Annotated in this window: 20 protein-coding genes; 13 read left to right on the top strand and 7 right to left on the bottom strand. The window is 68.5% G+C overall.

Annotated elements, in window-relative coordinates; translation table 11 throughout:
• Positions 1–82: 82 nt before the first annotated feature.
• The 12 genes from pyrR to metK all read left to right on the top strand — a co-directional run bounded on the left by pyrR (position 83) and on the right by metK (position 13266).
• Complete coding sequence (gene pyrR, locus I7X18_RS15990; RefSeq protein ID WP_232375508.1) at positions 83–628, top strand: bifunctional pyr operon transcriptional regulator/uracil phosphoribosyltransferase PyrR; 546 nt, start codon at positions 83–85, stop codon at positions 626–628.
• Entirely contained in the window at positions 625–1575 is a 951-nt protein-coding gene (locus tag I7X18_RS15985; protein ID WP_193043054.1) for an aspartate carbamoyltransferase catalytic subunit, read from the top strand. The genes pyrR and I7X18_RS15985 overlap by 4 nt, the downstream gene beginning before the upstream one ends.
• Positions 1572–2939, top strand: a complete 1368-nt coding sequence (locus I7X18_RS15980) for a dihydroorotase (RefSeq protein ID WP_193043053.1) — start codon at positions 1572–1574, stop codon at positions 2937–2939. The genes I7X18_RS15985 and I7X18_RS15980 overlap by 4 nt, the downstream gene beginning before the upstream one ends.
• A complete protein-coding gene (locus tag I7X18_RS15975) occupies positions 2936–3436 on the top strand; it encodes a PH-like domain-containing protein (RefSeq protein WP_193043052.1) in 501 nt (166 codons plus the stop codon). Before I7X18_RS15980 ends, I7X18_RS15975 begins: the two co-directional genes overlap by 4 nt.
• Positions 3437–3477: 41 nt before the next feature.
• Complete coding sequence (carA, locus tag I7X18_RS15970; protein ID WP_193043943.1) at positions 3478–4590, top strand: glutamine-hydrolyzing carbamoyl-phosphate synthase small subunit; 1113 nt, start codon at positions 3478–3480, stop codon at positions 4588–4590.
• A gap of 91 nt (positions 4591–4681) precedes the next feature.
• A complete protein-coding gene (gene carB / locus I7X18_RS15965; RefSeq protein ID WP_193043051.1) occupies positions 4682–8020 on the top strand; it encodes a carbamoyl-phosphate synthase large subunit in 3339 nt (1112 codons plus the stop codon).
• Positions 8021–8023: 3 nt separating this feature from the next.
• Positions 8024–8866 (top strand): orotidine-5'-phosphate decarboxylase, encoded by an 843-nt coding sequence (gene pyrF, locus I7X18_RS15960; protein WP_193043050.1) that lies wholly within the window; start codon positions 8024–8026, stop codon positions 8864–8866.
• A 482-nt stretch (positions 8867–9348) separates the two neighbouring features.
• Positions 9349–9666: an integration host factor, actinobacterial type gene (mihF, locus tag I7X18_RS15955; protein WP_003889986.1), complete on the top strand. Its 318-nt coding sequence runs from the start codon at positions 9349–9351 to the stop codon at positions 9664–9666.
• Positions 9667–9676: 10 nt separating this feature from the next.
• On the top strand, positions 9677–10273 hold the full coding sequence (gene gmk / locus I7X18_RS15950; protein ID WP_193043049.1) for a guanylate kinase: 597 nt from the start codon (positions 9677–9679) through the stop codon (positions 10271–10273).
• A gap of 58 nt (positions 10274–10331) precedes the next feature.
• Positions 10332–10652, top strand: a complete 321-nt coding sequence (gene rpoZ, locus I7X18_RS15945; protein ID WP_193043048.1) for a DNA-directed RNA polymerase subunit omega — start codon at positions 10332–10334, stop codon at positions 10650–10652.
• Positions 10653–10665: 13 nt separating this feature from the next.
• Entirely contained in the window at positions 10666–11916 is a 1251-nt protein-coding gene (gene coaBC / locus I7X18_RS15940) for a bifunctional phosphopantothenoylcysteine decarboxylase/phosphopantothenate--cysteine ligase CoaBC (protein ID WP_193043047.1), read from the top strand.
• A 141-nt stretch (positions 11917–12057) separates the two neighbouring features.
• Positions 12058–13266 (top strand): methionine adenosyltransferase, encoded by a 1209-nt coding sequence (gene metK, locus I7X18_RS15935; RefSeq protein WP_193043046.1) that lies wholly within the window; start codon positions 12058–12060, stop codon positions 13264–13266.
• A 29-nt stretch (positions 13267–13295) separates the two neighbouring features.
• On the opposite strand, the gene I7X18_RS15930 is transcribed toward metK, so the two are convergent.
• Together I7X18_RS15930 and I7X18_RS15925 are read right to left on the bottom strand one after the other, a co-directional pair.
• On the bottom strand, positions 13296–14771 hold the full coding sequence (locus I7X18_RS15930; RefSeq protein WP_193043045.1) for a flavin-containing monooxygenase: 1476 nt from the start codon (positions 14769–14771) through the stop codon (positions 13296–13298).
• Complete coding sequence (locus tag I7X18_RS15925; protein ID WP_193043044.1) at positions 14768–15712, bottom strand: alpha/beta hydrolase; 945 nt, start codon at positions 15710–15712, stop codon at positions 14768–14770. The genes I7X18_RS15930 and I7X18_RS15925 overlap by 4 nt, the downstream gene beginning before the upstream one ends.
• Here I7X18_RS15925 and I7X18_RS15920 point away from each other — a divergent pair.
• Positions 15675–16448 carry a lysoplasmalogenase gene (locus tag I7X18_RS15920; protein WP_193043043.1) on the top strand — a complete coding sequence of 258 codons (774 nt, stop codon included), beginning with the start codon at positions 15675–15677 and terminating at the stop codon, positions 16446–16448. The two genes, I7X18_RS15925 and I7X18_RS15920, sit on opposite strands and share 38 nt — an antisense overlap.
• Here I7X18_RS15920 and I7X18_RS15915 read toward each other — a convergent pair.
• The 5 genes from I7X18_RS15915 to I7X18_RS15895 are packed head-to-tail and all read right to left on the bottom strand — an operon-like array spanning position 16425 to position 20958.
• Positions 16425–17453: a hypothetical protein gene (locus tag I7X18_RS15915; protein WP_193043042.1), complete on the bottom strand. Its 1029-nt coding sequence runs from the start codon at positions 17451–17453 to the stop codon at positions 16425–16427. The two genes, I7X18_RS15920 and I7X18_RS15915, sit on opposite strands and share 24 nt — an antisense overlap.
• Positions 17454–17470: 17 nt before the next feature.
• On the bottom strand, positions 17471–18547 hold the full coding sequence (locus I7X18_RS15910; protein WP_193043041.1) for a vWA domain-containing protein: 1077 nt from the start codon (positions 18545–18547) through the stop codon (positions 17471–17473).
• The gene (locus I7X18_RS15905) at positions 18544–19629 is read right to left on the bottom strand and encodes a hypothetical protein (RefSeq protein ID WP_193043040.1); all 1086 of its coding nucleotides are present in this window, start codon (positions 19627–19629) and stop codon (positions 18544–18546) included. The genes I7X18_RS15910 and I7X18_RS15905 overlap by 4 nt, the downstream gene beginning before the upstream one ends.
• Positions 19620–20096: a hypothetical protein gene (locus I7X18_RS15900; RefSeq protein ID WP_193043039.1), complete on the bottom strand. Its 477-nt coding sequence runs from the start codon at positions 20094–20096 to the stop codon at positions 19620–19622. The genes I7X18_RS15905 and I7X18_RS15900 overlap by 10 nt, the downstream gene beginning before the upstream one ends.
• Positions 20083–20958, bottom strand: coding sequence for a DUF58 domain-containing protein (locus I7X18_RS15895; RefSeq protein ID WP_193043038.1), 876 nt, complete (start codon positions 20956–20958; stop codon positions 20083–20085). The genes I7X18_RS15900 and I7X18_RS15895 overlap by 14 nt, the downstream gene beginning before the upstream one ends.
• Positions 20959–20962 lie beyond the last annotated feature (4 nt).

The following is a 20962-nucleotide window of genomic DNA, read 5'->3' as shown; positions in this document are numbered from 1 at the left end:
TCCTTTAACGATCCGTCCGGCGAGGCGGAGAAGGAGGTCTGGATCGCGCGTGGGCAGTCCTGACAACCCTGACCGGGAACTGATGACGGCGGCGGACGTGGGCCGCACCATTTCCCGTATCGCGCACCAGATCATCGAGAAGACCGCCCTCGACGGCGGGCCCGCGGCGCCCCGGGTGGTGCTGCTCGGTATTCCGACGCGCGGTGTCACCCTGGCGGCCCGGCTGGCCGACAAGATCAAGACCTTCTCCGGCGTCACCGTTGGGCACGGGGCCCTCGACATCACGCTTTACCGCGACGATCTGGACTCCAAGCCGCCCCGGCCACTGGAGGACACCTCCATCCCCACGGGCGGGATCGACAACGCGCTGGTGGTGCTCGTCGACGACGTCCTCTACACCGGGCGCTCGGTGCGGGCCGCCCTGGACGCCCTGCGCGACGTGGGCCGCCCGAACGCCGTGCAACTCGCGGTGCTCGTCGACCGCGGCCACCGCGAGCTGCCGCTGCGCGCCGACTACGTCGGGAAGAACGTGCCCACCTCGCGCACCGAGAACGTCAAGGTGCGCCTGGCCGAAACCGATCAGGTCGACGGCATCTGGATCGCACCCCACGGAGGGCCCCAACGATGACGCGACATCTTCTGACCGCCGCCGACCTCGGCCGCGACGAGGCCACCGCGATCCTCGACGACGCCGACCGGTTCAGTCAGGCGCTGCTGGGCCGCGAGGTCAAGAAGCTCCCGACACTGCGTGGGCGCACGGTGATCACGATGTTCTACGAGAACTCGACGCGCACCCGGGTGTCGTTCGAGGTCGCGGGCAAGTGGATGAGCGCCGACGTGATCAACGTCAGCGCATCGGGTTCCTCTGTCGCCAAGGGCGAGTCGTTGCGTGACACCGCGCTGACCCTGCGCGCCGCCGGCGCCGATGCGCTGATCATCCGGCATCCGGCCTCAGGTGCCGCCCAACAGCTCGCGGACTGGACGGCCACAGAACACGGCGGCCCGTCGGTGATCAACGCCGGTGACGGAACTCACGAGCACCCCACCCAGGCGCTGCTCGACGCGTTGACCATCCGGCAGCGGCTCGGCGGTATCGAGGGTCGGCGCGTGGTGATCGTCGGTGACGTGCTGCACAGCCGCGTCGCCCGCTCGAACGTGCTGCTGCTGCACACATTGGGCGCGGAGGTGGTGCTGGTGGCACCGCCGACGCTGCTTCCGGTCGGCGTGCACCAGTGGCCCGTGACGGTGTCTCACGAGTTGGACGCCGAACTGCCCGCCGCCGATGTGGTGCTCATGCTGCGGGTACAGGCCGAGCGCATGAACGGCGGATTCTTCCCGTCGGCGCGCGAATACTCGGTGCGGTACGGGCTGTCGGAGAAGCGCCAGGCGCAGCTGTCGGACTCCGCGGTGGTGCTGCACCCCGGGCCGATGCTGCGCGGTATGGAGATCTCCTCGTCGGTGGCGGACTCCTCGCAATCCGCGGTGCTGCAACAGGTCTCCAACGGCGTGCACGTCCGCATGGCGGTGCTCTTCCATCTGCTGGTCGGCGCGGAAGAGGAGGCGATCAGCGCATGAGTGTTCTGTTGCGGGGCGTGCGTCCCTACGGCGAAGGTGAACCCGTCGATGTGCTCGTCGAGGACGGTCAGATCGCCGGCATGGGTGAGGGGCTCGAGGTGCCCGAGGACGCCGACGTGGTGGACGCCGGTGGGCAGATCCTGCTGCCCGGGTTCGTGGATTTGCACACCCACCTGCGTGAGCCCGGCCGCGAGTACGCCGAGGACATCGAAACCGGTTCGGCCGCAGCAGCTCTCGGCGGCTACACCGCCGTCTTCGCGATGGCCAACACCACACCGGTGGCTGACAGCCCCGTCGTCACCGACCACGTGTGGCACCGCGGCCAGCAGGTCGGGCTGGTCGACGTGCACCCGGTCGGCGCCGTCACCATGGGGCTCGGAGGCAGACAGCTCACCGAGATGGGCATGATGGCCGCGGGTGTGGGGCAGGTGCGGATGTTCTCCGACGACGGTGTCTGCGTGGACGATCCGCTGGTCATGCGGCGCGCGCTCGAGTACGCCTCCGGTTTGGGCGTGCTGATCGCCCAGCATGCCGAGGAACCCCGGCTGACCGTCGGCGCCGTGGCCCACGAGGGTCCCCACGCGGCACGCCTCGGGCTGGCGGGCTGGCCGCGGGCGGCCGAAGAGTCGATCGTCATCCGCGACGCCCTGCTGGCGCGGGACGCCGGCGCCCGCGTGCACATCTGCCACGCCTCCACCGCGGGCACCGTCGAATTGCTGCGGTGGGCCAAGGAACACGGCATCGCGATCACGGCCGAGGTCACCCCGCACCACCTGCTGCTCGACGACAGCCGGCTGGCCACCTACGACGGCCGCAACCGGGTCAACCCGCCGCTGCGCGAGGCCGGTGACGCCGAGGCGCTGCGTCAGGCGCTGGCCGACGGGGTGATCGACTGCGTGGCCACCGACCACGCCCCGCACGCCGACCACGAGAAGATGTGCGAATTCGCTGCCGCCCGTCCCGGCATGCTGGGGCTTCAGACAGCGCTGTCGGTGGTGGTGCGGACGATGGTCGAGCCCGGCCTGATGACCTGGCGCGACGTGGCGCGGGTGATGAGCGAGGCCCCGGCACGCATCGTCGGGCTGCCGGATCAGGGCCGTCCGCTCGAGGTCGGGGAGCCGGCCAACCTGACCGTCGTCGACCCCGACGCCACCTGGACCGTCAGCGGCGCCGAGCTGGCCAGCCGTTCGGACAACACGCCCTTCGAGGAGATGACGCTGCCTGCGGCCGTCACGTTGACGATGTTGCGGGGCAAGGTCACTGCCCGCGACGGGAAGAGCCCGGCACCGGCGGGCAGGAGCGGAGCGACCGGGGGATCGGCACCGGCGGGCAGGAGCGGAGCGACCGGGGGATCGGCACCGTGAACACCGGAACGCTCGTCACCTCACTCGTCATGGCGGCACTGGTGGTCGTGGTGATCGGGCTGCTGATCCGGGCGATGATGCGCGGATGGCGCAGACGCGCGGAACGGCAGGTCGAGATCGTCGGCCAGCTGCCGCCGCTGCCCGACACCGTCGGCCAGCCCGTCATCCCCGGGATGAAGGGCGTCTATGTGGGCAGCACCCTCGCGCCGAACTGGCACGACCGCATCGTCGTCGGTGATCTCGGTTTCCGCACCAAGGCCGTACTGACCCGCTATCCGGAGGGAATCATGGTGCAGCGCAGCGCCGCAACCCCGATCTGGATCCCGGCGGCTTCAGTGACGGCCATCCGCACCGAACGTGGCATGGTGGGTAAGGCCCTTACCCATGAGGGGATCCTGGCCATCAGATGGCGGCTGCCGTCGGGCACCGAGATCGACACCGGATTCCGCGGCGATGACCGCACCAAGTACGACCGCTGGCTGGAGGAAATAGCGTGAGTGGCAGTGAGATGCGAAGCGGATCGCGCATCGACACAAGCATGGCCCTGCTCGTCCTGGAGGACGGACGGGTCTTCACCGGGGTGCCCTACGGCGCCGTCGGGCAGACGCTCGGCGAGGCGGTGTTCTCGACCGGGATGTCGGGATACCAGGAGACTCTCACCGACCCGAGTTACTACGGACAGATCGTGGTGGCGACCGCACCGCAGATCGGTAACACGGGCTGGAATCACGAGGACGCCGAGAGCCGGGACAACAGGATCTGGGTCGCCGGGTACGCGGTACGTGATCCGTCGCCGCGTGCGTCGAACTGGCGCGCCACCGGCACGCTCGACGACGAACTGCTCCGCCAGGGCATCGTGGGCATCGCCGGTATCGACACCCGCGCGCTGGTGCGCCATCTGCGCACCCGCGGCTCGATGAAGGCGGGGATCTTCTCCGGTGACGCACTCGCCGACACCGCGGACCTGCTCGAACGGGTTCGCAGCCAACCGGGCATGCTGGGCGCGAGCCTGGCCGACCAGGTCAGCACCGACGCGGTGTACGTCGTGGAACCCGATGGCGGACAACGGTTCACCGTCGCGGCGATCGACCTCGGCATCAAGACCAACACGCCGCGCAACTTCGCCCGCCGCGGCATCCGCAGCCATGTGATGCCGGCCACGGCCACCTTCGAGCAGATCGCCGACCTGAAGCCGGACGGTGTGTTCCTGTCCAACGGGCCGGGCGACCCGGCCGCCGCCGACCATGTCGTCGCGGTCACCCGCGAGGTGCTCGGTGCCGGGATCCCGTTGTTCGGCATCTGTTTCGGCAATCAGATCCTTGGCCGGGCGCTGGGCCGGGACACCTACAAGATGGTGTTCGGGCACCGCGGCATCAACGTGCCGGTGATGGACCACTCCACCGGCCGCGTCGCGATCACCGCGCAGAACCACGGGTTCGCCCTCGAAGGGGAAGCGGGGGAGGAGTTCGACACCCCGTTCGGCCGGGCCGTGGTCAGCCACACCTGTGCCAACGACGGTGTGGTCGAAGGCGTGAAACTCGTTGACGGGAGCGCCTTCTCGGTGCAGTACCACCCCGAGGCCGCAGCAGGTCCGCACGATGCCAACTACCTGTTCGACCAGTTCGTCGACCAGATGGCGGGGGACAAGTGACCGCCCCCCTTCATCCCGCGAGCGTGCGTGTCTGTACACGACACGCCGCGCAATCCTGTACAAATCCGCGCGCTCGCGGTGAGGAGAAGTAATGCCGCGTCGGACTGACCTCCGCCACATCCTGGTCATCGGCTCCGGGCCCATCCTGATCGGACAGGCCGCCGAATTCGACTACTCGGGAACCCAGGCCTGCCGCGTGCTGCGCGCCGAAGGCCTCACGGTCACACTGATCAACTCCAACCCGGCGACGATCATGACCGATCCCGAATACGCCGACTTCACCTACATCGAACCGATCACCCCGGCGTTCGTCGAGCGGGTGATCGCCCAGCAGGCCGAGCGCGGCAACAAGATCGACGCGCTGCTGGCCACCCTCGGCGGGCAGACCGCACTCAACGCCGCGGTCGCCCTGTCGGAGAACGGGGTGCTCGAACGCTACGACGTCGAGCTGATCGGCGCCGACTTCGAGGCGATCCAGCGCGGTGAGGATCGGCAGCGGTTCAAGGACATCGTCGCCAAAGTGGGCGGGGAGTCGGCGAAGTCCCGCGTGTGTTTCACGATGGACGAGGTGCGCGACACCGTCGAGGAGCTGGGCCTGCCCGTCGTCGTGCGGCCGTCGTTCACGATGGGCGGTCTCGGATCCGGTATGGCGTACTCGGCCGAGGACGTCGAACGGATGGCAGGCGACGGGCTCACGGCTTCTCCGTCGGCGAACGTGCTGATCGAGGAATCGATCTTCGGTTGGAAGGAATACGAACTCGAGCTCATGCGCGACCGCCACGACAACGTGGTGGTGGTGTGTTCGATCGAGAACTTCGACCCGATGGGCGTGCACACCGGCGACTCGGTGACCGTCGCCCCGGCCATGACGCTGACCGACCGCGAGTACCAGATCATGCGCGACCTGGGCATCGCGATCCTGCGCGAGGTCGGCGTGGCCACCGGCGGCTGCAACATCCAGTTCGCGGTGAACCCGGCCGACGGCCGCCTCGTCGTCATCGAGATGAACCCGCGGGTGTCGCGTTCGAGTGCGCTGGCGTCCAAGGCGACAGGCTTCCCGATCGCCAAGATCGCGGCGAAACTGGCCATCGGCTACACCCTCGACGAGATCCTCAACGACATCACCAAGGAAACCCCGGCGTGCTTCGAGCCGACACTGGATTACGTCGTCGTCAAGGCGCCGCGGTTCGCGTTCGAGAAGTTCCCCGGTGCGGACGACACCCTGACCACCACGATGAAGTCGGTGGGCGAGGCGATGGCGCTGGGCCGCAACTTCATCGAGGCCCTGGGCAAGGTGATGCGCTCGCTGGAGACCGGCCGCGCCGGTTTCTGGACCGCCCCCGATCCCGTCGCCACCGTCGACGAGGTGCTCGACGGCCTGCGCACCCCGACCGACGGGCGGCTCTACGACATCGAACTCGCGCTGCGGCTCGGGGCGTCGGTCGAGCAGGTCGCGGAAGCATCCGGCGTCGACCCGTGGTTCGTCGACCAGATCGCCGGGCTGGTGGGACTGCGCGCCGAACTCCTCGAAGCCCCGGTCCTCGACGGCACGCTGCTGCGCCGGGCCAAGTACCACGGGCTGTCCGACCGCCAGATCGCCGCCCTGCGACCCGAACTCGCCGGTGAGGTCGGGGTGCGGGCGCTGCGCCAGCGCCTGGGCATCCACCCGGTGTTCAAGACGGTCGACACCTGCGCCGCCGAGTTCGAGGCAAAGACGCCCTACCACTACAGCAGCTACGAACTCGACCCCGCAGCCGAGTCCGAGGTCGCGCCGCAGGTAGAGCGGCCCAAGGTGCTGATCCTGGGTTCCGGGCCGAACCGGATCGGCCAGGGCATCGAATTCGACTACAGCTGTGTCCATGCCGCGACCACGCTGAGCGAGGCCGGCTTCGAGACGGTGATGATCAACTGCAACCCGGAGACGGTGTCCACCGACTACGACACCGCCGACCGGTTGTACTTCGAACCGCTCACGTTCGAAGACGTCCTCGAGATCTACTACGCCGAATCCGCCTCCGGCGCAGGCGGACCCGGTGTGGCGGGGGCGATCGTGCAACTCGGCGGCCAGACCCCGCTCGGCCTGGCCGAACGGCTGGAGAAGGCCGGTGTACCCATCGTCGGCACCAGCCCGAAGGCCATCGACCTGGCCGAGGACCGCGGCGCGTTCGGTGAGGTGCTCACCATCGCAGGGCTGCCCGCCCCGCGGTTCGGTCTGGCCACCACGTTCGACCAGGCGCGCCGAATCGCCGCCGACATCGGCTACCCCGTACTGGTGCGGCCCTCGTACGTGCTGGGCGGGCGCGGGATGGAGATCGTCTACGACGAGCAGACCCTGGAGGGCTACATCACCAGGGCCACCCAGCTCTCACCCGAGCACCCGGTCCTGGTGGACCGGTTCCTCGAGGACGCCATCGAGATCGACGTGGACGCACTCTGCGACGGCACAGAGGTCTACATCGGCGGGATCATGGAGCACATCGAGGAGGCCGGTATCCACTCCGGCGATTCGGCGTGCGCACTGCCGCCGGTGACACTGGGCCGCAGTGACATCGAGTCGGTGCGGCGCGCCACCGAGGCGATCGCCCACGGCGTCGGGGTGGTGGGACTGCTCAACGTGCAGTACGCGCTCAAGGACGATGTGCTCTACGTGCTGGAGGCGAACCCACGGGCGAGCCGGACCGTGCCGTTCGTGTCGAAGGCCACAGCAGTGCCGCTGGCCAAGGCGTGCGCGCGGATCATGCTGGGCGCCACCATCGCCCAACTGCGCGAGGAGGGAGTGCTCAACGCGACCGGTGACGGCGCGACCACCGCGCGCAACGCTCCCGTCGCGGTGAAGGAAGCCGTCCTGCCCTTCCACCGGTTCCGCAAAGCCGACGGGTCGCAGATCGATTCGCTGCTCGGTCCGGAGATGAAGTCGACCGGCGAGGTCATGGGCATCGACCACGACTTCGGCAGCGCGTTCGCGAAGAGCCAGACCGCCGCCTACGGTTCGCTGCCCTCGGAGGGCACCGTCTTCGTCTCGGTGGCCAACCGCGACAAGCGGTCGCTGGTGTTCCCCGTCAAGCGGCTGGCCGACCTCGGCTTCCGGGTGATCGCCACCGAAGGTACCGCGGAGATGCTGCGCCGCAACGGGATCCCCTGTGACGAGGTGCGGAAGCACTTCGAGGAGCCGGGTGAGGGCAGGCCGGCGAAGTCGGCGGTCGAGGCCATCCGCGCCGGTGAGGTCGCGATGGTGATCAACACGCCGTACGGAAACTCCGGACCCCGCATCGACGGCTACGAGATCCGCTCGGCCGCGGTGTCGATGAACATCCCGTGCATCACCACCGTGCAGGGCGCCTCGGCCGCGGTGCAGGGCATCGAGTCGGGCATCCGCGGCGACATCGGGGTGATGAGCCTCCAGGAGTTGCACAGCGAGCTGGAGCACTAGCCGATGGAGGGCGTCGGGGTGGGCCGGGCGGGAGCTGGATTTGGCCGGAGGCTGTCCGAGGCGGTGTCGGCCCGCGGTCCGCTGTGCCCCGGCATCGACCCGCATCCCGAACTGCTGACGTCGTGGGGGCTGTCCGCCGACGTCGACGGTCTGAGCCGGTTCTGCGATGTCTGTGTGAGCGCGTTCGCGGGCTTTGCGATCGTCAAACCGCAGGTGGCCTTCTTCGAGGCGTACGGCTCGGCCGGGTTCGCGGTGCTTGAACGCACCATCGGCGCCCTGCGCGCCGAGGGGGTGCTGGTGCTGGCCGACGCCAAGCGCGGGGACATCGGCTCCACGATGGCGGCCTACGCCCAGGCGTGGGCGGGTGACTCACCGCTTGCCGCCGACGGGGTGACCGCTTCGCCGTATCTGGGCTTCGGTGCGCTGCAACCGCTGCTCGACACGGCCGCCGCGCACGGGCGCGGGGTCTTCGTACTCGCCGCCACATCGAATCCGGAGGGCGCGAGCGTCCAGCGCGCCGAACGGGACGGCCGCAGCGTCGCACAGTCGATCGTCGACGCGGCGGCAGCGGTCAACCGCGCTGCCGACGGCCCCGGCTCGGTCGGAGTGGTCGTCGGCGCCACGGTCACCGCACCGCCCGACGTGAGCGCTCTGGGCGGGCCCGTCCTGGTACCGGGAGTCGGCGCCCAGGGAGGGCGGCCGGAGGCGCTCGGTGGGCTCGGGGGCGCCCGTCCCGGCCAACTGCTGCCGACGGTGTCGCGCGAGGTGCTGCGCGCAGGCCCGGACGTCGCCGCGCTGCGCGCCGCCGCCGAGCGGTTGCGCGACGATCTGAATTATCTCGCGTGACCGCCCGGCGCCGTCGCTGCACAGTCGCCCCACCCGGGTGAGGCGATGGCCGGGATGTGGGCCAGCCGTGTGGGGAGCGTGTGCGGGCGCTGTGTGGGCCCAGCGCGTCGCACGGTGATGTCGTCCGCCCGCGCCTCGACACGCCCGACACGCCGTGACCAGCGAAAATTTAAGATCCGGACTGCTTCCGCCGAACCCTCGACCCGCACTTCAGACCCGGGGGCCGCGGCTTTCCGGCGCCGCGGATCGGCAAAAGCCCTGCTGTGCAGGCAGATCGGCGCTTCCCGACCGATTCGGCGGCCGGCGACGCGCCCGTGCGGAGCATCGACTCGCAGCACTACACGCTGGGCTTTTGATCGTGAAAGCGGGGGGTGGGGTTAGCTTTCGTCAGGATGCGTGGGTACGGTCGTCGTCGCTGGCTGGTTCTACCAGCCGAGACAGAAAAAGATGGTCAGAGAAATCGCCAGAGACGGAGGAACCCCGTGGCCCTTCCCCAGTTGACCGACGAACAGCGCGCGGCAGCGTTGGAGAAGGCTGCTGCCGCACGTCGAGCCCGTGCCGAGCTCAAGGATCGGCTCAAGCGCGGCGGCACCAATCTCAAGCAGGTGCTCAAGGATGCCGAGACCGATGAGGTCTTGGGCAAGATGAAGGTCTCCGCGCTGCTGGAGGCGTTGCCGAAGGTCGGCAAGGTCAAGGCGCAGGAGATCATGACCGAACTCGAGATCGCCCCGACCCGCCGCCTGCGTGGTCTCGGCGATCGTCAGCGCAAGGCTCTGCTCGAGAAGTTCGACCAGTCCTAGGGCGTACACGTTGAACACCGGCCGAGGGGTCGGACGGGTCGTAGTCCTGTCCGGCCCCTCCGCCGTCGGCAAGTCCACTGTCGTGCGCTGTCTGCGCGAGCGGATCCCCGACCTGTACTTCAGCGTCTCCGCCACCACCAGGGCCCCGCGGCCCGGTGAGGTGGACGGAGTCGACTACTCCTTCGTCACCCCCGAGACCTTCCAGCAGCTCATCGACGACGGCGCGCTGCTGGAATGGGCCGACATCCACGGTGGTCTGCACCGCTCGGGCACCCCAGCCCAGCCGGTGCGCGAGGCCACCGCGGCGGGACGGCCGGTGCTGATCGAGGTCGATCTGGCCGGTGCGCAGGCGGTCAAGCAGGCCATGCCGGAGGTCATCTCGGTGTTCCTCGCACCGCCCAGTTGGGAGGTGCTGGAAGGCCGGCTGGTAGGTCGCGGCACCGAAACGCCGGAGGTGATGGCGCGGCGGCTGGCCACCGCGCGCACCGAGTTGGCTGCTCAGAGCGACTTCGATGTGGTCGTCGTGAACAGCCAGTTGGAATCTGCCTGCTCAGAGTTGGTATCCTTGCTGGTGGGCCACACATCTGCCGGCACGAATCCGGCCTGATCTGCCCCAAGCCGAGGTGAACCTCTCACCTCGAGCACATCGCCAGGAGATTTCTTACGTGAGCACCCCGCACGCCGACGCGCAGCTGGCCGCTGTGGACCAGACCATCGATGCGGCCGCCGCCGGCGCCTACGACACGCCGCTGGGCATCACCAACCCACCCATCGACGAGTTGCTGAACCGCGTGTCCAGCAAGTACGCACTGGTGATCTACGCCGCCAAGCGCGCGCGCCAGATCAACGATTACTACAACCAGCTCGGTGACGGCATCCTCGAGTACGTCGGCCCGCTGGTCGAGCCGGGACTCCAGGAGAAGCCGCTGTCGATCTCCCTGCGCGAGATCCACGAAGACCTGCTCGAGCACACCGAGGGCGAGTAGCTCAGGCCGCGGAGTGGACCGCAAGCGGATCATCGTCGGTGTCGCCGGGGGCATCGCCGCGTACAAGGCGTGCACGGTGGTTCGCCAGTTGACCGAGGCCGGTCACGACGTCCGCGTCCTGCCCACCGAGTCGGCGCTGCGCTTCGTCGGCGCCGCGACCTTCGAGGCGTTGTCCGGCCATCCTGTCCACACCGGCGTCTGGGATGACGTCCACGAGGTGCCGCATGTGCGCATCGGTCAGGACGCCGATCTGGTGGTCGTCGCTCCGGCGACCGCTGACCTGCTCGCCCGCGCCGTCGCCGGGCGGGCCGACGATCTGCTGACCGCGACGCTGCTGACCGCGCGCTGTCCGGTGATGTTCGCCCCGGCCATGCACACCGAGATGTGGTTCCACCCCGCGACCGTCGAGAACGTCGCGACGTTGCGGCGCCGCGGTGCGGTGGTGCTCGAACCCGCCTCCGGACGGCTCACCGGCGCCGACAGCGGCGCGGGCCGGCTGCCCGAGGCCGAGGAGATCAGCACCCTCGCTCAATTGATGCTGGTGCGAGGTGACGCGCTGCCCTACGACATGGCCGGCGTGAAGGTCCTCGTCACCGCGGGCGGAACCCGGGAATCCATCGATCCGGTGCGGTTCATCGGCAACCGCAGTTCCGGTAAGCAGGGCTACGCGATGGCGCGGGTGCTGGCGCAGCGCGGCGCCGACGTCACGTTGATCGCCGGCAACACCGTCGGCCTGGTCGACCCTGCCGGTGTCGATGTGGTGCACATCGGCTCGGCTGCCCAGCTGCGCGACGCGGTGTCCAAACACGCACCCGGCGCGCACGTCCTGGTGATGGCCGCCGCGGTCGCCGACTTCCGGCCGGTGCACGTCGCGACGAACAAGATCAAGAAGTCCAGCGATCCCGACGTGGACGCGCCCACCATCGACCTCACCCGTACCGACGACATCCTCGCCGGCGCGGTGCGGTTGCGGACCGACGGTCAGCTGCCGAACATGCGCGCGATCGTCGGATTCGCGGCCGAGACCGGCGACGCCAACGGCGACGTGCTGTTCCACGCCCGCGCGAAGTTCCGGCGCAAGGGATCCGACCTCCTGGTGGTCAACGCCGTGGGGGAGAACCGCGCGTTCGAGGTCGACAACAACGACGGCTGGTTGCTGGCGGCCGACGGAACCGAGACTGCGCTGGAGCACGGCTCGAAAACTCTGATGGCCAGCCGTATCGTTGACGCGATTGTCGCCTTCCTGCACAACAGCAACGGGTGACCGGCGGGGGATTCGGCTGCATCAAAGGGTTGCGTACGGCTGCGGCACGCGCTTGGGTGCAACAGGGTGCCGATACGATTTGACAGGCTAACTAAACATGCGGAAATTCAGTGCCAGTCCCAATACGAGTGAGGATCAGACGTGAGTAAAGGTCGGCTGTTTACCAGTGAGTCGGTCACCGAAGGGCATCCCGACAAGATCTGTGACGCCATCAGCGACTCTGTGCTCGACTCGCTGCTGGCACAGGATCCGCGGTCGCGTGTGGCGGTCGAGACGCTCGTCACCACCGGTCAGGTGCACGTCGTCGGTGAGGTGACCACCACGGCGAAAGAGGCGTTCGCCGATATCACCAACACCGTGCGCCACCGCATCCTCGAGGTCGGCTACGACTCCTCGGACAAGGGTTTCGACGGCACCACCTGCGGGGTGAACATCGGCATCGGCGCACAGTCGCCCGATATCGCCCAGGGCGTCGACACCGCGCACGAGACCCGCGTCGAGGGTGCGGGAGACCCGCTGGACCTGCAGGGTGCGGGCGACCAGGGCCTGATGTTCGGCTATGCGATCAAGGACACACCCGAGCTGATGCCGCTGCCGATCGCACTGGCGCACCGGTTGGCCCGCCGGCTCACCGAGGTGCGCAAGAGCGGTGTGCTCGGCTACCTGCGGCCCGACGGCAAGACGCAGGTCACCGTGCAGTACGACGGCGTCACACCGGTGCGGTTGGACACCGTCGTGCTGTCCACGCAGCACGCCGAGGGCATCGACCTCGAGGGCACCCTCACCCCGGACATCCGGGAGAAGGTCGTCAACACCGTGCTGAGCGACCTCAACCACGACACCATGGACACCTCCGACTTCCGGCTGCTGGTGAATCCGACCGGCAAGTTCGTGCTCGGCGGCCCGATGGGCGACGCCGGCCTGACCGGCCGCAAGATCATCGTCGACACCTACGGCGGCTGGGCCCGCCACGGCGGCGGCGCGTTCTCCGGCAAGGATCCGTCCAAGGTGGACCGCTCGGCCGCGTACGCGATGCGCTGGGTGGCAAAGAACGTCGTCGCAGCCGGCCTCGCGGACCGCGTCGAGGTCCAGGTGGCCTACGCCATCGGCAAGGCCGCCCCGGTCGGTCTGTTCGTCGAGACCTTCGGCAGCGAGACCGTCGACCCGGCGAAGATCGAGAAGGCCATCACCGAGGTGTTCGACCTGCGGCCGGGCGCCATCGTGCGCGACCTCGATCTGCTGCGCCCGATCTACGCGCCGACCGCTGCGTACGGCCACTTCGGCCGCACCGACGTCGACCTGCCGTGGGAGCGCACCGACAAGGCCGACGCGCTCAAGACGGCCATCTAGGCCGCACCACTACCTGCTCGCCGAGGAAGTCAGGCCGAGAACTCATAGTCGTCGAGAGGGAACCGCCGGCTGCGCCAGTACGCCTCGAGCGTGCTGGCCGGCCGTAGCGGCACGTCCCCGTTGCGGTCGAAGTAGTAGCTCCTGGCGTCGCGGCAGCTGTCCTGCCAGAAGATCTGGCGGTGCCGCTTGCGCATCATCTCGGCGAAATAGCGGTCGTTGGCGGCCTGACCGACCTCGACCCGGTCGGCCGAGCGGTCGCGGGCTTCGCGCAGGCACCGCATGATGTGGCGGGTCTGGGTCTCGATCAGGGCGAAATACGACGAGCCGACGTATCCGTACGGTCCGCTCACCGAGAACAGGTTGGGGAATCCCGGCACGCTGACCCCTTCGTAGGCCTGCAGCCGGTTGGTCTCCCAGAACCGCGCCAGGGATCGGCCGTCGGTGCCGTGGATCGCGAACGTCTGGGCTTCGGTGTCGGCCACCTTGAACCCGGTGGCCAGGATCAGCACGTCGACGTCGTGGCTCACGCCGTCGACGGTGTCGACCCCTGAGCCGGTGATCTTCTCGATCGGTGCGGTGACCAGCCGGACGTTGTCGCGGTTGAACGTCGCCAGGTAGGTGTTGTGGAAGCCGGGCCGTTTGCAGCCCACCGCATAGTTCGGCGTCAGCTTCTCGCGGGTGACCGGATCGCGCACCTGCTTGCGCAGGTAGGCCCGGCCCATCCTGTCCATCCGTTTGGCGAGCGGGTTGACGGTGAAGTACTGCGCGGCGAGGGGGAAGGTGAACTCGACGTAGACCTGACTCAGTAACCGCTGCACCGCTTTTCCGCCGGGCAGGCGCATCGTGACCCGCAGTGCCGGGGGCAGCGGGACGTCGAATTTGGGGAAACACCAGATCGGCGTGCGCTGGAAGACGTGGAGCCGGTCGACGAGCGGCGCGATCTCCGGGATCATCTGGACGGCCGATGCGCCGGTGCCGATGACTGCGACCCGTCTGCCGCGCAGGTCCACCCGCGGGTCCCACCGCGAGGTGTGCATCGTGGCGCCGGCGAAGGCGTCGACACCGGCGATGTCAGGCAGGTTCGGGACGGTCAGCACACCGGTGGCATTGATCAGAAACCGCGAGGTCACCTCGTCACCGGAGTCCAGTCGCAGCCGCCACACATCCTCGGCGTCGTCGAACGTCGCGATGTGCACCTCGGTGCCGAACCGGATCCTGTCCCGCAGGCCGTACTTGGCGACGCAGTGTTCGGCATAGGACCGCAACTCGTGGCCCAGTGCATAGGTGCGAGACCAGTCCGGACTCTGTTCGAACGAGAACTGGTAGGAGAACGACGGGATGTCGACGCCGATGCCCGGATAGGTGTTCCAGTACCAGGTGCCTCCCGGCCCGTCACCCGCCTCGATGATGCGGTAGTCGCCGAGGCCCGCCCGGTCCAGCGCGATCGCCGCGCCGATTCCGGCGAACCCGGCGCCGACGATGAAGGTGTGGTGGTCGGGCTTCACGTCGCCTCCCGCAGGGCCCGCTGCAGCGCCGCCAACCCCCGTTCGGCCGCAGCCGTCGCCTCGGGCACCACACCGGCGTACCCGAGGTAGCCGTGCACCAGGGTCTCGGCGTTGTGCAGCTCAACGGAAACCCCTGCGGCGGTGAGCAATTCGCCGTAACGGATGCCATCGTCGCGGAGCGGGTCGTGGCCCGCCACGGCGATGTAGGCCGGCGGCAACCCGGTGAAATCGGTGGCGCGGCCCGGCGCCAACTCGGGCACCGGCTCCGTCAGCTCGCCGGCATACCAGCGGGACAGGCCGACCATCGCGGCGCGGCCGAGAATCGGCGCGTGGGCGTTCTCGAGCACCGACGGAAGCGAGAGGTCCTGCATCGTCACCGGGTACCACAGCAGCTGGAAGACGATCGGCGGTCCGCCGCGCTCACGGGCGCGCTGGGTCATCACCGCCGCCAGGTTGCCGCCGGCGGAGTCGCCGGCCACCGCCAGCCGGCTCGTGTCGGCGGCGAGGTCGGCGCCGTGCCCGGCTACCCACGTCAGCGCCGCCCACGCATCCTCGACCGCCGCGGGATACGGGTGCTCGGGCGCCAGGCGGTAGTCGACTGCAACCACCACGGCGCCGGCCGTCGCGGCGTGTCGCCGGCACTCACCGTCGTGGGTGTCGAGGTCGCCCATGGCGAACCCGCCGCCGTGGAAGAAGACCACGACCGGCGGTGCGGCCTCGTCGGTGTCAGGCCGGTACACCCGGATCGGGATGTCGCCGGCCGGGCCCGGAATCCGCCGGTCCTGCGTCCGCACCTCGGGGAGGATCTCTCGGCGGGGCAGGTCCCGGAACCGCCGGCGAGCCACGTCGACGCCCTCGTCGACAGAGAGCTGGAACGGCACGACGTCCAGTACCTTTCTCAGGATGGCGTCGATCGGAGGTTTCTCGTCAGCGACAGACACGACCTCACCGTACGCACACCGGCGGACCGTGTGGTTGTGGATTGCCGCGGCGGTCGTCGCGGCCGCTTACGGGGTGTTCCTGATCGCCACCGCGCTGGGGCTGCCGTCGGGGGCGGAGCTGACCGGCCGGTTCGCCGCCCAGCCCGCGGTGAAGGCACTGGCCGCGGTGCTGTTGGCGGTCGCGGCGGCCGGGCATCCGTTCCGCCGGGAACGCCGCTGGCTGGTGCCCGCGCTGGTGTTCTCCGCCGGCGGCGACTTCCTGCTGGCGATGCCGTGGTGGGAGCCGTCGTTCGTGCTGGGTCTGGCGTCGTTCCTCCTCGCCCACCTGTGCTTCCTCGCCGCCCTGGTCCCGCTAGCCACCCGGTCGACTCCGAGACTGGTGGCCGTCGCGATCACCGTCGTAGCGTGTGTGGCGCTGCTGGTGTGGTTCTGGCCGCGGCTGGTCGAGGACGGGATGGCCGTCCCGGTGACGGCGTACATCACCGTGCTCGGCGCCATGGTGTGCGCGGCGCTGCTGGCGGATCTGCCCACGCCGTGGATGGCGCTGGGCGCGGTGTGCTTCGCGGGGTCGGACGCGATGATCGGCATCGGCCGGTTCGTGCTCGGCTCCGAGGTGCTCGCGGTGCCGATCTGGTGGGCGTACGCCGCGTCGCTGCTGCTGATCACCGCGGGCTTCTTCTTCGGCCGCGCGGTAAACCGCCGGGAAACCCGATCACTCGCGCTGCCCGCCGAATGAGTTGGCATTTTCCAGCAGTGCGCGCAACCGGTCGATCGGCGCGCCTTCTTCGGGATTAAGGGTCAAGTCTGGCCCGGCTACATCGGGGTCGCCCAGCGGCAGGCCGTCGGGGCCGACCGGTCCGAGGATGCGTGGTGGATTCGGCGTGGCGGGTTCAGCCACTGGCAGCGGCTCTCCGCCACGCGGGTCCGGGGGCGGGGGTGATGGGGGAGGCGGTGGTGGCGCGGGCAGATTCTCGCCGGGCAGCGTCGGGAGTGGAGGCTGCGGATTCTCTCCTTGCGCGGGGGAGCTCTGTTGACCGATCGGAGGCAGCTGCGGTGGTTGGGGCGCGAAAACGCCTGGCGCCGGCGGCGCACCCGGTGCGGGCGGCGGTTCGGGTGTTGCGGTGGCGACCGCCGAAGGTGGCGGTGGTGGCGGTTGGCGCACTGCGGCCATCTTTCGATCCAACCGGTTCCGGGTGTCGGCCAGGACCGCGCGGCGTTCCTCGATGGGGTCACGGCTATCCGCGAAGCAACCCTGTGGTGCGTCATCAACGACGGTTGCAGCACTGGTGTACAGGGCTTCGGCCTCGCCGCGGCGACCCGTGCCTACGGCGAGGTCTGCGAGCGTTTCCCGGACGAGTTCGAGATTCACCCGGATAGCGCAGGAGGATTCGGTGTCGCTGTGATTCAGTGCGTCGGCGAATCGGACTTCGGCCTCGACGAGCCTGCCCTCCAGAACGAGCGTGTCCCCTTCGGCGAATCGGACGGCGGCGGGGTCCATGATGCCGAACAAGCTGAGCTTCTCCACGTTCTCCCGGAGCGCGGCGATGTCGTGGTCGTTGAACGCGTCGACGGCCGCCTGTCCCACGACGACGAACCTGATGATGACTGTCACCGCGAGCACGGCAAGGATCAAGATGGGGGTGGACAGGATCAGGAGGCGACGACGGGTGCGTACCCGGGTGCTGGGTGGGCTCCACCACGCGGCGATGCGACGACGAATGCGGGGGACAACCCTGCTCATCGGCTCTTTGCGCAACATCATCGCAGTGCGTCCCGGGCGGTGAAATCGGTGCGCGACATCCGGTTACGCCGGTACTCGCGAACCGTGAGGATGGCTTCCACAAGCAGCAGTCCGGCGGCGATGAGGGCGAACACCCAATACAGTTCCGTGCGCCCGATCAGCGGATCGCTGCCGGTCGGCTCGGTGGTGTCCGACATGAACGACGAGTTCACCGCGGGCAGCACCGGAGTGATCGACTGTCGCGCCTCGCGGCGGAAGTACGGCACGTCCATCGCCTCGGCGATGCTGCGCAGTCGCGGCTCGTCGAGTCCTGACCGGACGATCGCGCCAGTTGCGGGGTCTCCCAGATAGTTCTTACGCCCGTTGGCGAAGCTGTGCGGAATGGGGCCGCCGGCGACCGTGCCGTAGCCCAGCACGGCGCCACCGGCGAAGAGATCGGTGGGTACGTCGAACGGCCGCGGCTCCACCTCCGTTCCGGCGGCGCCGTCACCGAAGTAGAACACCAGGTTCTTCGCTTTCGGATAGTTGGCTTTCGCCACTTCGAGCTGCTGGCTCAGTACCCCCGCTGCCGCCGTCGGATCGATGAACGAGAACGCGTCGTAAGGGGTCAGCGCGTACGCCGAGAGGCTCTTGAGATAGGCCTGAAAGCTCCACTCGTCCTGGGACAGCGGCCAATTCACCGACGCCTCGGTGGCGAACCCGATGAGCCCGACTCGGGCGCCCCGGTACTCCTCGAGCAGAGCGGCGATGTCATCGCGGATGCCGGCCATCCTCGGCTCGCCGTCACCATAGTCTGGGATGCGTGAGGTGACCGACCGGTCGACCACAAGGAAGAGGTTGATGTCCGAAACGTACTCTGCGGACTCCGCGGTTGCCGGTCGTTGGTCGCCGTCTCCCGGGAGGCCGGGACAAAACGCAGCGAGCGCCAACAGCAGCGCGGCGAATGTCAACCCTGACCACCGAAGCACGACGTACCGGTAGCGCCCCGGTGCCGTGCGAGTCAGAAGGCGGTAGAGATTGGCGACCCGCACCACGACGATGATTCCGATGAACAGAGCGAGCACGCCTGCGGGCAGAACAGGAAGGAAGGTCATCGCCGCAACCCCAACAGCGACACCGACAGGAGGAGGACCGAGACCAAGGCGACAGACACTGCGGTCTGCGGAAAGTCGAGGTAGCGGGTTGTCGACTCTCCGACTACAGCGGCAGGCGGTGTATTGGCGGCGATCTCGTCGAGGTCGGCCTCCAGAACTCGACCGGTGCCACCGTCAGTCGTCGCCGTTCCGGCTGGGTTGTACAACGTGAACAACCCGCCCGACGAGTCGGTGAGGTCCCTGAGGGCGTCGTTCCCCGCCTGACTGGTCTGAGCGACATCGGCCCGGGATATCGCGTTGAGTTGGATGCCGCCGCGCTGCGCCATCGCCTTCACCTGGTTCTTGTCGTAGAGCGAGGGCCGCTTGTCGTCGGCACTGCGCAACTGTGTGTAGCCGAGATACACGAGCTGTCGACGGTGGTCGCTGGGCACGTCCGACTTGGGGAACCCGGTGAGGCACAGGGCCAGAACGTCTTCGAGAGTGGGGGCATAGTCGACGTACTCGACGGGGCGGGCGAATGCCTCGATGCCTCTGGCCAGCTCCAGACGCGCATCGACGGAGACATCGCCGCCCGTGTCGAGATCCTGTTGAATCTGCGCCAGATCCGCGAAGTACCGCAGGCGCTGCTCGGCATAGGTGCGATCGCGTGTCATCGGCATTGCCCGCAGGTCAGTTGAGGTGACACCGATCTGCTGGCTGGTGAACGAGCCCGTCCGCGATGCGTAAAAGCGCAACAGATCGGCGGTGGTCGGATCGGTCACCGGCTGGCCGATGCAGAGCATCACGTCCAGCGGATGGGCCGCCTCGTAACCGACATCGTCTGCGGCGAGATGTTGTGGACGCGCCGCGGCGACTACTGCGGCGATCAACGCCACCAGCAGCAGGCTGGCCGTAACGGCCATCGAGACCAGGTAAACGCGGTGTACGCGGGCGAATTCGGGCAGCCGTGTCAGACGGTCGACGTGCGCTAGTGGGCGAAGCCGGCGCTGCAACCGTTGTACGGGCATCAGCCACGCCGCCGCGCCACCAGCGACCAGAAGTAGGGCGGCGACGACGGCGATCGGCCACCATCTCAGCTCCATGTGCGAATCAACTCCTCCGCCGATCGGCCCAGCGCCGTGACATCGAGACGGGAGTCGCCGTTGAACTGGGCATCGTGGAAGGCGCGCAGAAGTGGGATGGCCCGTGCCAGCTCACCGTCAGCGAGATCTCCGAGGTGAAGCTTCCTGGCGTTGATGCCGGTGCGCATCGACAGGAACGTGCGCAGCGTCCGGCTGTACTGGGCGACGGCCTGCTCCGCCGAAATCGTCCGATCTCGATGTGCCTGGGTGGTGACCGCGACCGCCCTGGCGAAGCGCCGGCGGGTGAGACGGGAATGTACTCCGCGCAGGCCGGGCAGTGAACGCAAACGCTCCACGGGCAGTGTCCACACGAGCACCCCCGACACCCATGCCCCGGCGGTGATGACGATGACCGCAGCTAGGGCGATCCACCACCACGACGGCTGCAGTGGACCTCCGATGAACCGCAGCAGGTCATCTCCCGGCATGTCGGTACGCCTCCGCCAGTCGCGCTACGGCGCCGCGAATCTCGGTGCTTGCCGCAATCCGGACGAAGGGGATGCCACGCGTGAGGAAGAAGTCATCCACATCGGCAGCCCGCCGGCTTTCCGCCGCCCGGTATGCCGCCATGACCCGCGGGCCCAGCGTGGCGCCGTCAGGCACGAAGCGTCCGGTCGCGACGTCGTAGGCCTCCTGTTCGCCGAGCGGAGCCCCTATGGCGGGCATGTCGGTGACGGCAAGCCACACCATCTCGTGGATCCCGGTCAAACTCCTCACGATGGCATCGAGTTCGGGGGTGAGGTCGGGTTCATCGGAGACGACAGCCAGGAGCAGCCGACGGCGATGGCTTGTGGCGACATGGCCGAGCTGGGCGACGATCCCGCTGGTGGCGACATCGCCTCGGCTACGCACATAGAACTGCTCGAGCATGCCCTCGATGTGATTCTCGCCGCGGCGGCTTCGTACGGTGACGCTGCCGCGGGAATCCCCGTAGACCATGCCTATCTCGTCGGTGCGGCGCATCGCGATCAGGCCGATGGCTCCCATCACGGCGGTGGCGACATCGCGCTTGACCTCCCCGCTCGGTGTCAGCGCTGCCATGTCCCGTCCGGCGTTGCACACCAGCAGGATCTTGTGGTGCTTCTCGGTGACGAACCTCTTGACCAGGACCTCACCGGACCGAGCGGATGCGCGCCAGTCGATGTCGCGGATCTCGTCGCCAGGCACATACGGTCGGAGGTCGTCGAGTTCGAGGCTGCGTGTGTGCAGCATCGCGTAGTGCCCACCTTCGAGCATGCCGCGAGTGTCGTCGCCGAAGTGCTCTCGGGCGCGGTTGAGGTGTCTGCCCATGGCG

It is taken from the genome of Mycolicibacterium baixiangningiae (assembly GCF_016313185.1).
GTDB lineage: Bacteria > Actinomycetota > Actinomycetes > Mycobacteriales > Mycobacteriaceae > Mycobacterium > Mycobacterium baixiangningiae.
Note: the sequence above shows the minus strand (reverse complement) of the source record. Positions and strands in the feature narration are given on the sequence as shown.